This window comes from Mixta sp. BE291 (assembly GCF_031457955.1).
Classification (GTDB): Bacteria; Pseudomonadota; Gammaproteobacteria; order Enterobacterales; family Enterobacteriaceae; genus Mixta.
Genome location: NZ_JAVDXN010000009.1, coordinates 34,190 through 45,965 on the forward strand (window position 1 = coordinate 34,190; position 11,776 = coordinate 45,965).

The 11,776-nt window shown below is 55.8% G+C and carries 12 protein-coding genes; 9 read left to right on the top strand and 3 right to left on the bottom strand.

Annotation, left to right across the window (positions count from 1 at the left end):
• The first annotated feature begins 150 nt into the window (after positions 1 to 150).
• The 5 genes from ftsN to rraA all read left to right on the top strand — a co-directional run bounded on the left by ftsN (position 151) and on the right by rraA (position 4,742).
• Positions 151 to 1,116, top strand: coding sequence for a cell division protein FtsN (gene ftsN, locus J2X14_RS17750; protein ID WP_352412504.1), 966 nt, complete (start codon positions 151 to 153; stop codon positions 1,114 to 1,116).
• 90 nt (positions 1,117 to 1,206) lie between these two features.
• Positions 1,207 to 1,737: an ATP-dependent protease subunit HslV gene (hslV, locus tag J2X14_RS17755; RefSeq protein ID WP_085069368.1), complete on the top strand. Its 531-nt coding sequence runs from the start codon at positions 1,207 to 1,209 to the stop codon at positions 1,735 to 1,737.
• 11 nt (positions 1,738 to 1,748) lie between these two features.
• On the top strand, positions 1,749 to 3,080 hold the full coding sequence (gene hslU, locus J2X14_RS17760; protein WP_352412505.1) for an ATP-dependent protease ATPase subunit HslU: 1,332 nt from the start codon (positions 1,749 to 1,751) through the stop codon (positions 3,078 to 3,080).
• A gap of 159 nt (positions 3,081 to 3,239) precedes the next feature.
• Positions 3,240 to 4,160, top strand: a complete 921-nt coding sequence (locus J2X14_RS17765; protein ID WP_352412506.1) for a 1,4-dihydroxy-2-naphthoate polyprenyltransferase — start codon at positions 3,240 to 3,242, stop codon at positions 4,158 to 4,160.
• Positions 4,161 to 4,256: 96 nt separating this feature from the next.
• Positions 4,257 to 4,742, top strand: coding sequence for a ribonuclease E activity regulator RraA (gene rraA / locus J2X14_RS17770; RefSeq protein WP_352412507.1), 486 nt, complete (start codon positions 4,257 to 4,259; stop codon positions 4,740 to 4,742).
• Between the two features lie 108 nt (positions 4,743 to 4,850).
• Here the strand turns inward: rraA and zapB are convergent, their stop codons facing one another.
• Positions 4,851 to 5,090 (bottom strand): cell division protein ZapB, encoded by a 240-nt coding sequence (gene zapB / locus J2X14_RS17775; protein WP_352412508.1) that lies wholly within the window; start codon positions 5,088 to 5,090, stop codon positions 4,851 to 4,853.
• A 440-nt stretch (positions 5,091 to 5,530) separates the two neighbouring features.
• On the opposite strand from zapB, the gene J2X14_RS17780 reads away from it, so the two are divergent.
• The 3 genes from J2X14_RS17780 to glpX all read left to right on the top strand — a co-directional run bounded on the left by J2X14_RS17780 (position 5,531) and on the right by glpX (position 9,039).
• Positions 5,531 to 6,388 (top strand): MIP/aquaporin family protein, encoded by an 858-nt coding sequence (locus J2X14_RS17780; protein WP_352412509.1) that lies wholly within the window; start codon positions 5,531 to 5,533, stop codon positions 6,386 to 6,388.
• Positions 6,389 to 6,418: 30 nt separating this feature from the next.
• Positions 6,419 to 7,933 carry a glycerol kinase GlpK gene (gene glpK, locus J2X14_RS17785; protein ID WP_352412589.1) on the top strand — a complete coding sequence of 505 codons (1,515 nt, stop codon included), beginning with the start codon at positions 6,419 to 6,421 and terminating at the stop codon, positions 7,931 to 7,933.
• A 95-nt stretch (positions 7,934 to 8,028) separates the two neighbouring features.
• Entirely contained in the window at positions 8,029 to 9,039 is a 1,011-nt protein-coding gene (gene glpX, locus J2X14_RS17790) for a class II fructose-bisphosphatase (RefSeq protein WP_352412510.1), read from the top strand.
• A gap of 3 nt (positions 9,040 to 9,042) precedes the next feature.
• On the opposite strand, the gene emrD is transcribed toward glpX, so the two are convergent.
• On the bottom strand, positions 9,043 to 10,221 hold the full coding sequence (gene emrD, locus J2X14_RS17795; RefSeq protein WP_352412511.1) for a multidrug efflux MFS transporter EmrD: 1,179 nt from the start codon (positions 10,219 to 10,221) through the stop codon (positions 9,043 to 9,045).
• Between the two features lie 303 nt (positions 10,222 to 10,524).
• Between emrD and fpr the strand changes: the two genes are divergently transcribed.
• A complete protein-coding gene (fpr, locus tag J2X14_RS17800) occupies positions 10,525 to 11,271 on the top strand; it encodes a ferredoxin--NADP(+) reductase (RefSeq protein WP_352412512.1) in 747 nt (248 codons plus the stop codon).
• On the opposite strand, the gene J2X14_RS17805 is transcribed toward fpr, so the two are convergent.
• Positions 11,262 to 11,714, bottom strand: coding sequence for a DUF805 domain-containing protein (locus tag J2X14_RS17805; RefSeq protein WP_352412513.1), 453 nt, complete (start codon positions 11,712 to 11,714; stop codon positions 11,262 to 11,264). The two genes, fpr and J2X14_RS17805, sit on opposite strands and share 10 nt — an antisense overlap.
• Between the last annotated feature and the right edge of the window lie 62 nt (positions 11,715 to 11,776).

Consider the following 11,776-nt stretch of genomic DNA (forward strand, 5'->3'; position numbering starts at 1 on the left):
TTTCAGTGAATTCTTAAATGACTCACTGCTGGTCAAACTTCCAGCCCTTGAGTAACATGGCGGGCTAATAGCCGGATAGCTAAAGCGTTGCGCTCTGTTAGCGTCTTTTATCCGGCAGGCATTTTCTTCTTTGAATTAGCGGAACGATTAGTGGCACAAAAAGATTATGTAGGCCGCGGGCGTTCGACAGGGACGCGTCGCAAAAAAAGTAATAGCCGCAGCAAGAAACGTACCGGCAACGCTGGCGTTTCAAAAGTGATGATAGGGCTGGCGGTCGCGGTGCTGGTGGCGTTTGCGGGTGGGCTGTGGTTTATCGCTCACCATAAAAAAGAAGAGACGCCGGTTATTCCCGATCACAAAGTCAGCGGCAATGGCCTGCCGCCCAAGCCTGAAGAGCGCTGGAAATATATTAAAGAGCTGGAAAATCGTCAGCTTAGCGTGCCCACACCAAAAGAACCTTCCTCGGGCGGCGAAGTTCAGTCGCACACGCAGCTTACTGATGAACAGCGTCAGCTGCTGGAGCAGATGCAGGCCGATATGCGTCAGGCGCCGACCCAGTTAAACGAAGTGCCGTGGGATGAACAAACGCCGATCCAGCGTCAGCAGACGCTACAGCGCCAACAGCAGCAACAGTTACAGCAGCAGCGCCTTGAGCAACAGCAGCGCGCCCAGCAGCAACAGCTCCAGCAGCAGCAGCGCCTTGAGCAGCAGCAGCGCGCCCAACAGCAACAATTCCAGCAGCAACAGCGCGCCCAGCAGCAGGCGACGCAGCAGACGCATATGCTGCCGCAAAATGGATCGCAGCCGGTAAGCACGTCGAAAGCGCAGGAAAGCAGCCGCGCGAAGCAGCAGGAAACCACGCAAGCCAAAGCGGTGGAAAAAGCGAAGTCGCAGCGCTGGATGGTGCAGTGCGGCTCGTTTAAAGGCAGCGATCAGGCGGAATCGATTCGCGCCCAGCTGGCCTTTGAAGGCTTTGAAAGCCGCATCACCAACGGCGGCGGCTGGCACCGGGTGGTTATCGGGCCTTATAACAACCGCGGCGGCGCCGACGCCACCCTGAAACGCCTGCGCAGTTCCGGCCATTCAGGCTGTATTCCTCTCGCTGTTGGGGGTTGAAACCCTCTAAACCTGCCCCATATCTTGTTGCATTATGCTTCGCGCCACGCTGCGCGAAGCGCTTTTTCCACTGTAACAAGGGGTCTGCCCGTGACAACGATAGTAAGTGTACGACGCAACGGCCACGTAGTAATTGGCGGTGATGGCCAGGCTACGCTCGGTAATACCGTAATGAAAGGCAACGTCAAAAAAGTGCGTCGTCTCTACAATGATAAAGTGATTGCGGGTTTTGCTGGCGGTACAGCCGATGCCTTTACGCTGTTTGAGCTTTTCGAGCGTAAGCTGGAAATGCACCAGGGCCATCTGGTGAAAGCCGCAGTGGAACTTGCTAAAGACTGGCGTACCGACCGTATGCTGCGCAAGCTTGAAGCGTTGCTGGCGGTAGCGGATGAAAACGCCTCCCTGATTATTACCGGTAATGGCGATGTCATTCAGCCTGAAAACGATCTGATCGCGATTGGCTCCGGCGGCCCGTACGCGCAGGCGGCGGCGCGCGCCATGCTGGAAAACACCGAGCTTAGCGCTCGCGACATTACTGAAAAAGCCTTGGGTATTGCAGGCGACATCTGCATTTACACCAACCACAATCTGACTATTGAAGAATTAGCGTCCAAAGCGTAAGGATCGAAACTATGTCTGAGATGACTCCGCGCGAGATTGTCAGCGAACTGAACAGATTTATCATCGGCCAGGATGGCGCCAAGCGTGCTGTGGCGATCGCCCTGCGCAACCGCTGGCGTCGTATGCAGCTGGAAGAAGATCTGCGCCATGAAGTTACGCCGAAAAATATTCTGATGATTGGCCCGACCGGCGTCGGTAAAACCGAAATCGCCCGCCGTCTGGCCAAGCTGGCTAACGCGCCTTTTATCAAGGTAGAAGCCACCAAGTTCACCGAAGTGGGCTACGTGGGCAAAGAAGTGGATTCCATTATCCGCGACCTGACCGATGCCGCAATGAAAATGGTGCGTATGCAGGCGATTGAACGGAATCGCTACCGCGCCGAAGAGATGGCGGAAGAGCGCATTCTCGACGCCCTGATCCCACCGGCGAAAAATAACTGGGGCCAGGCGGAGCAAAATGCTGAGCCATCCGCCGCGCGTCAGTCCTTCCGTAAAAAACTGCGTGAAGGCCAGCTGGATGATAAAGAGATTGAAATCAATCTGGCTGCCGCACCGATGGGCGTGGAAATCATGGCGCCTCCGGGCATGGAAGAGATGACCAGCCAGCTGCAATCGATGTTCCAGAATCTGGGCGGCCAAAAGCAGAAGCCGCGCAAGCTGAAAATCAAAGATGCGATGAAGCTGCTGGTGGAAGAGGAAGCGGCCAAACTGGTTAATCCGGAAGAGCTGAAAGAAGAAGCGATCGAAGCGGTTGAGCAACACGGCATCGTGTTTATCGATGAGATCGATAAAATCTGTAAGCGCGGCGAAACCTCCGGCCCGGACGTTTCACGCGAAGGCGTGCAGCGTGACCTGCTGCCGCTGGTGGAAGGCTGTACCGTCTCTACCAAGCACGGCATGGTGAAAACCGACCATATTCTGTTTATCGCTTCCGGCGCATTCCAGGTTGCCAGCCCGTCCGATCTGATCCCGGAGCTGCAAGGCCGTCTGCCGATTCGCGTTGAGCTGCAGCCGCTGACCGTGAATGATTTCGAGCGTATCCTGACCGAGCCAAGCGCTTCGGTAACCGTGCAGTATAAAGCGCTGATGGGTACGGAAGGCGTGAATATCAGCTTTACCGATGATGGCATTCGTCGCATCGCCGAAGCCGCCTGGCAGGTTAACGAAACCACCGAGAACATCGGTGCGCGTCGTCTGCACACGGTGCTGGAGCGTCTGATGGAAGACATTTCCTATGACGCCAGCGATCGCAACGGCGACAGCATTACTATCGATGCCGCGTACGTTTCGCAGCATCTGGATCAGCTGGTTGCTGACGAAGATCTTAGCCGCTTCATTCTGTAATCACGCATTATTCTTAATAAGGAGGCTACGGCCTCCTTTTTTTATGCCTGTTCGCCATGCTTAACCTGAGCCAATTTGACAGAGATTAACATGCTGCGCGTCCTGCCGCCGTAGACTCCATCTACCCCTTTTGGATTAACAACAGCGGCGGTCTCGCTTATGGAACAGATTCAACCGGCTCCTTTATTTCATTTTCGCGCCTGGCTGGAAAGCCTGCGTTTACGTACGCTGCCGCTGGCGTTCGCCTCTATTCTCACCGGCTCCGCGCTCGCCTGGTGGCAAGGCTCCTTCAACCTGACCATTGCCCTGCTCTGCTTTCTTACCAGCGGCCTGCTACAGGTGCTTTCAAATCTGGCTAATGATTATGGCGATGCCGTAAAAGGCAGCGACGGCAGCGCCCGCCTCGGCCCGCTGCGCGGTATTCAAAAAGGCGCGATTACCTTAGCGCAGCTGCGCAGGTCGATCATTATCGCTACCGCAATGGCGCTGATGTGCGGCATTTTACTGATTAGCTATGCCTGCGATTCGTTAAGCGACGTGTTTAGCTTTCTGCTGTTGGGCGCGCTGGCGATCGTGGCGGCCATCGCCTATACCGTGGGTAAAAAACCCTATGGCTATTTAGGTTTAGGCGATCTCTCGGTGCTGATATTTTTCGGCTGGCTGGGCGTCAGCGGCAGCTTTTACCTGCAAAGCCATCTTATCGCGCCGCTGGTGTTGTTACCGGCCACGGCCTGCGGCCTGCTGGCGGCGGCGGTGCTTAATATCAATAACCTGCGCGATATCGAAACCGATCGTCAGTGCGGCAAAATGACGCTGGCGGTGCGCCTCGGAGGCGATAACGCCCGGCGCTATCATCTTTTACTGCTGAGCGGCGCGCTGCTCTGCTTCGCCCTGTTCGCCTACCTGGGCGGCGCGGGCTGGGGAAGCTGGCTGTTTCTGCTCGCCGTGCCGCTGTTCTGGCGCCAGGGCCGCTATATTCTGCGTGAAAAGTCCCCTGCAGCTATGCGTCCGATGCTGGAGAAGACCGTAAAAGCGGCATTATTAGCGAACGTACTGTTTTCTATAGGAATGCTGCTTTGATTGATGTATCGCAACTTTTGCACCATTGATGATTTTGCCAACAACTTAAATAAAGCGATATACTTACCGCTCCTGTGGCAAACAGACGAAAATCCTATGAAATACGATACTTCCGAACTCTGCGACATCTATCACGAGGATGTAAACGTGGTAGAGCCCCTCTTCTCCAATTTTGGAGGTCGCACCTCGTTTGGCGGCCAAATCACGACGGTGAAATGTTTCGAGGACAACGGCCTGTTATACGACCTGCTGGAAGAAAATGGCCGCGGTCGTGTGCTGCTGGTGGATGGCGGCGGCTCGGTACGGCGCGCATTGGTTGATGCGGCGCTGGCGCAGCTGGCGGTGCAAAATGAATGGGAAGGCATCGTGGTTTATGGCTCGGTGCGTCAGGTTGACGATCTGGAAGAACTGGATATTGGTATTCAGGCTATCGCCGCGATTCCGGTTGGCGCGGCGGGCGAAGGCATCGGCGAAAGTGATATTCGCGTGAATTTCGGCGGCGTGACCTTCTTTTCCGGCGACCATCTGTACGCTGACAACACCGGTATTATCTTAGCGGAAGATGCGCTGGATATTGAATAGCGGGTTCTGAATCCATCCGGGGCTTGCGCACTGGGTGTATCGCGGACAGCAAAAACGGGTGCCTGGGCACCCGTTTTTTATGTTCGATGAAAGCAGCATCCGTGCGGATTAAACTTCTTCCATCTTACCTAACAAAGCCCGCAGGCGCTCCTGCCACTGGCCCTGTTCTTCTTTCAGATGCTGGTTTTCACGCACCAGCGCTTCGCTGTTTCCCGAGGCCTGCTGAACTTCATGCTTCAGGCTGTTGTTCTGCTCTTTCAGCTCTTCGATTTCCATCTGCAGCAGCGTGATGGTATCAATCGCCTGCTGTACTTTGGCTTCCAGTTTCTCGAATACTTCAAATGACATTCTATGACTTCTCCTAATCGCAAGGCGTTGATGATGCCAGCCGCAGACGACGAGACATCACAAAAATACGTAAAAGACCCTAACACTCCGATTGTAAGTAGCCGCACAGCCCAAGTCCAGCGGCGAACCGTTGTGAAGCGCAGTATGTAACAATTTTCAGCATATACCGACAGCAGCATAGCGCGTTATGTCGTAATAATGACGTATATGTTAATAAAACGAACGCAACGTGGTGCCAGCAGGCGCAAAAAGCACATTAAAGAACCGGTAAAGACGCGAAAACGCGCATTTTTTTGATGCACCACACAGTTTTAACGTTCGCTATTTCTCGTTTATGCGCGTTAACGATAAATTCACACCAGCCCTACAATTGTTTGGGTGGATCAATGGAATGAAAACAACGATTGATAAAATTTAACCTCGCCTTCAGGAATTTCATTATGAGCCAGACAGCAACTAGCACACTTAAAGGTCAGTGCATTGCCGAATTTCTTGGAACCGGCATGATCATCTTCTTCGGTGCGGGTTGTGTCGCCGCCATGAAGCTTGCCGGTGCCGCTTTCGGCCAGTGGGAAATCTGCATTATCTGGGGCCTGGCCGTTTCCATGGCTGCCTATATGACCGCGGGCGTTTCAGGCGCGCATCTGAACCCTGCCGTTACCGTCGCACTTTGTTTGTTCGCCAACTTTGAAGGCCGCAAAGTCGTGCCTTATATTGTGGCGCAGATTGCTGGCGCGTTTAGCTCTGCCGCGCTGGTCTACGGCCTCTATTACAATCTGTTTATCGATTATGAAGCCAGTCACCAGTTGCTGCGTGGTAGCGTAGAAAGTCTCGATCTGGCCGGGATCTTCTCGACCTACCCTAATCCGCATATCAGCGTAGGTCAGGCATTTTTGGTCGAGATGGTGATTACCGCAGTGCTGATGTCGGTGATTATGGCGCTGACCGATGACGGCAACGGCGTACCGCGTGGTCCGCTGGCGCCGTTACTGATCGGCCTGCTGGTTGCGGTTATCGGCGGTGCAATGGGTCCGCTGACCGGCTTTGCATTAAACCCGGCACGTGATTTTGGCCCGAAAATTTTTGCCTGGCTGGCAGGCTGGGGCAACGTCGCCTTTACCGGCGGTCGTGATATTCCTTATTTCCTCGTGCCGATTTTTGGCCCGCTGGTGGGTGCCTGCCTGGGCGCATGGGGATATCGCTCGCTGATCTGCCGTCACCTGCCCTGCAACCTGAATATCACGCAGGAGACTAAAGCGGAAAAGCCAGTCGCACGCGCTGAGCAACGTAAAGCGTAACCCTGTTCAATCTTTGCACATCAGGAATTGATTATGTCTACAGATAAAAAATATATTGTCGCGCTCGATCAGGGTACGACCAGCTCGCGCGCCGTGGTTCTCGACCATGACGCCAATATCGTTGCGGTCTCACAACGTGAATTTACGCAGATCTACCCGAAAGCAGGCTGGGTTGAACACGACCCCATGGACATTTGGGCTTCACAAAGCTCGACGCTGGTTGAAGTGCTGGCGCATGCGGATATCAATTCCGATCAGATTGCCGCCATCGGCATCACTAACCAGCGCGAAACGGCGATTGTCTGGGATAAAGAATCAGGCAAACCGATCTATAACGCGATTGTCTGGCAGGATCCGCGCACGGCCGACTACTGCGAAAAGCTGAAAAAAGAGGGGCTGGAAGAGTATATCCAGCACACCACCGGCCTGGTGATTAACCCTTATTTCTCCGGCACCAAAGTTAAATGGATTCTCGATCACGTTGAGGGCGCCCGCGAACGCGCCAAACGCGGCGAACTGCTGTTCGGCACCGTAGATACCTGGCTTATCTGGAAAATGACGCAGGGACGGGTGCATGTTACCGATCACACCAACGCGTCACGTACCATGATGTACAACATTCACAAGCTGGAATGGGATCAGCGCATGCTGGATATCCTCGATATTCCGCGTGAAATGCTGCCGGAAGTGAAATCCTCTTCTGAGGTTTATGGTCAAACCAACATCGGCGGTAAAGGCGGCACGCGTATTCCTATTGCCGGTATCGCAGGCGATCAGCAGGCGGCGCTTTACGGCCAGCTCTGCGTGCTGCCGGGTATGGCGAAAAACACCTACGGCACCGGCTGCTTTATGTTGATGAACACCGGCGCTGAAGCAGTGACCTCTACGCATGGCCTGTTAACCACCATCGCCTGCGGCCCGCGCGGCGAAGTTAACTACGCGCTGGAAGGCGCGGTGTTTATCGGCGGCGCGGCGATTCAGTGGCTGCGCGATGAGATGAAACTGATCAGCGATTCTGCCGACTCAGAATATTTCGCCATGAAAGTCAAAGATTCAAACGGCGTGTATATGGTTCCAGCCTTTACCGGCCTGGGCGCGCCTTACTGGGACCCGTATGCGCGCGGTGCGCTGTTCGGCCTGACGCGCGGCGCCAACGCCAACCATATTATCCGTGCGACGCTGGAATCCATCGCCTATCAGACGCGTGACGTGCTGGAAGCGATGCAGAACGATGCGAATACGCGCCTGCAGTCGCTGCGCGTTGACGGCGGCGCCGTCGCTAACAACTTCCTGATGCAGTTCCAGTCCGATATCCTCGGCACCCGCGTAGAGCGGCCGGAAGTGCGCGAAGTCACCGCGCTGGGCGCGGCTTACCTTGCCGGTCTGGCGGTGGGCTTCTGGAAAGATCTGGAGGAAGTGCGCGCTAAATCCATTATTGAGCGTGAATTCCGCCCCAGCATCGAAACCACCGAGCGTAACTATCGCTACGCTGGCTGGCGTAAAGCCGTGGCCCGTGCGCAGGCATGGGAAGAACACGAAGAGTAATGTTTCAGGCCCGCGTCGCCAGCTGGCGCGGGCTTTTCTCTCCCCTCTCCCCGCTGTGATACACTTTTGCCTCATTTGTTTTTCCGAGGCTGGTCATGAAACGAGAACTCGCCATTGAATTTTCCCGCGTTACCGAAGCTGCCGCGCTGGCAGGCTATAAATGGTTAGGTCGCGGCGACAAAAATCAGGCTGATGGCGCGGCGGTCAACGCCATGCGCATTATGCTCAACAAGGTTGATATCGACGGTCAGATTGTTATCGGTGAAGGCGAAATCGATGAAGCGCCGATGCTCTACATCGGTGAGAAAGTCGGCACCGGCAACGGCGATGGTGTTGATATTGCCGTCGATCCGATTGAAGGCACGCGCATGACCGCGATGGGTCAGGCGAATGCGCTGGCGGTGCTGGCAGTGGGCGATCGCGGCACCTTCCTGCATGCGCCTGATATGTATATGGAAAAGCTGATTGTCGGCCCAGGCGCGAAAGGCCATATCGATCTCACTCTGCCGCTGGAAACTAACCTGAAAAATATCGCGGCGGCGTTGGGTAAATCGCTCGGCGAGCTAACGGTATCCATTCTGGCGAAGCCGCGGCATGATGGCGTGATTAAGCAGATGCAGCAGCTGGGCGTGCGCATCTTTGCGATTCCAGATGGCGATGTCGCCGCCTCGATCCTGACCTGTATGCCCGATAGCGAAGTTGACGTGCTGTACGGTATCGGCGGCGCGCCGGAAGGCGTGATATCCGCTGCGGTTATTCGCGCGCTGGATGGCGATATGCAGGGGCGTCTGCTGCCGCGGCATGAGGTGAAAGGTGAAAGCGAAGAAAACCGTCGCCTCGGCGAGCAGGAGCTGGCGCGTTGCCAGGAGATGGGTATTAACGCGCATCAGGCGCTGACGTTAGAGATGATGGCGCGCAACGACAACGTGATTTTCGCCGCCACCGGCATTACCAGTGGCGACCTGCTGAAAGGTATTACGCGCCAGGGAAATATCGCCACCAGTGAAACGCTGCTGATCCGCGGTAAATCACGCACCATCCGCCGCATCCAGTCGATTCACTATCTCGACCGCAAGGATGCCGCGCTGCATCAGTGGCTCCTGTAAACATCAAACGGCCTGCGGTTCCGGGCCTTTTGATAGCGGCCACCAGCACAGCAGCATTAACAGGGCGGTCGCGCACATCAGCATGCCCAAACTAAACTGGCTGTTCTGCGGCAGCATCGCCGACAGCCAGGCAATCAAACCCGATCCCAGGTTTTGCAGCCCGCCGATAAGCGCCCCCGCCGTTCCCGCCAGCCAGGCATAGGGCTCCATCGCGCCGGACGTCGCCAGCGGAAACATCATTCCCGCGCCAAAGAAAAACAGCGAGGCCGGTACTAACAGCGTCCAGATATTCATAATGCCAAACCAGGCGGGCAGCCACATCAACACGCCAGCCAGCAGGCAGCTGTTTACCGCATACCACATCAGCGTATGGAAGCTTTTCTCGTCACGTCCGGCAAACCAGGCGCCAAAAAAGGCGGCCGGGATCGGCAGGATAAACAGAATGCTGACCGTCATGGCGTCCAGCCCCAGCACGCCGCCCATCAGAATGCCGCAGCTTGCCTCATAAACGGCGATGCCCGCCAGCGCGCCAATCAGCATAATCAGATAGCATACAAAGATGCGATCGCTGAGCAGAGGGCGGTAGCGCGAAAACAACGGTCGCATCTCGCCCACCGGCGGACGCGTTTCCGGTAGCCAGCGCGCCATGGCGCCAGTGACCAACAGGCACAGCAGCAGCAGAAACGCGAAACAGGCGTGCCAGCCAAACAGATGCGTCAGCATCGCGCCAATCATCGGTGCCACCAGCGGGCTAACCAGAATGCCCATATTCAACAGGCTGTTTGCCTGACGCAGCGCGCTTCCCGCGTAGAGATCGCGCGGCATGGTACGCGCCATCACGCCTGCCACACCGGTGCCCAGCCCTTGCAGGGCGCTGGCGGCGATCAGGGTATCAATAGAAGGCGCAAACAACGCGCCCAGCGCGCCGAGCATAAAAATAGTCATGCCCGCCAGAATCACCGGCTTACGCCCCACGCTATCGGAGAGCGGCCCGTAAACCAGCTGGGAGCCGCCGTAGGTCATCAGGTAGGCGGCCATCACGCGCTGCATGACGCCGTCGCGTACGTTAAACGATGCGGCAATATCAGCCATTGCCGGAACATAAATGGTTTGCGCCATCTGTCCTACCGCTACCAATATAATCAGCATCAGTAACAGGTGTCCGTTTTCTATCTTTTTCATAGCCACTTAGCGGAAAGTTGCAGGATAAAAGCCCGCTGTTTCGTTGTTATTCAGCAAATCAGCAGGCGTTTCAGGTTTGATGGCGGCAAAAATACCAGTTTGCTCAGGGAAAGGAATCCGGCGATACGAAGTTTTTTTACTATTCTGTCAGCAGAAATTTCCCATCTTTGTAAAACTAACTATACGGCAGCACAAACTGAGCGCGCATTTTGTCGCGCAGAGCTTTTCTGACGCCGACAAGGTGGAAAAAGCAGCGCTGAGTAGCGAAGATAAGCATAAAGCTAACCGCAGAGAGGAAACGTCATGGCTGAATGGGTTAACGGCAGCGTCACGGAAGTTACACACTGGACGGAGAGTCTGTTCAGCATCAAGGTTAATGCTCCCGTCACGCCCTTTACCGCAGGCCAGTTTGCCAAACTGGCGCTGGAGATCGACGGCGAACGCGTACAGCGTGCCTATTCATACGTTAATGCGCCCGCCAATCCCGCGCTGGAATTTTATCTGGTCAATGTTCCGGAGGGTAAGCTCAGCCCACGGCTGCATGTGCTACAGCCTGGCGATCGGCTGATGGTGACCAAAGAAGCGGCCGGATTTTTCGTGCTGGATGAAATACCTGAATGCCAAACTCTGTGGATGCTGGCGACCGGCACGGCCATCGGCCCCTACCTGTCGATTCTGCAACAGGGCGAAGGGCTGGAACGTTTCCAAAACCTGGTGCTGGTGCATGCCGCGCGCTACGCCGCCGACCTGAGCTATTTGCCGCTGATGCAGCAGCTGGAGCAGCGCTATGGCGGCAAGCTGCGTATCCAGACGGTGGTCAGTCGCGAAGAGAGCCCAGGCTCGCTAACGGGCCGCGTTCCGGCGCTGATTGCCAGCGGCGAGCTGGAGCAGGCGGTGGGGCTGCCGATGGACGCCGACAGCGGCCATATCATGCTGTGCGGTAACCCGCAGATGGTGCGTGATACCCAGCAGTTACTCAAAGAGACGCGTGCGATGAATAAACATCTGCGGCGTAAACCCGGTCACATCACCAGCGAACATTACTGGTAAGGGCTTTTTTCCACGCTGCGCTTGCCGAAATATCTCACCGGCTGCGCGGCGCGGCCATAACGATTTTCACCAGCGGAACCGCTCAGCAGCCCTAACTCGCATAGCATGGCGATAAAGATCAAGGCAGGCACGAAGCGCCCCAGGCCGCTATGCCAGGCCGTGCCTAACACGCCCCAGTTACCGGCCAGCAGTATCCAGGCGACCACCAACAGCAGCGCCCAGTAGCCGCGTTTGTTACGATCGTGCAGGCGTTTCACCAGCACTGCGCTGGCGGGCCACAGTAAACAGACCACGCAGAACGCTGCCGTCTGCGTATCCAGCAGATCGTTTCCCGCCAGCGTGAAAAGCGCCGTCATGGTCAACAGCCAGACTATCTGCCAAATCCAGAAGTCCCGCCGTCCCAGGCGACCACGATAAGAAAAACACCATTGCTGTAGCGTCATGCTTTCGTCCCGAGGAAAACTAAAAAGGGTTGCCGCAGTTTTTGACTTTGGCGGGTAAAAAC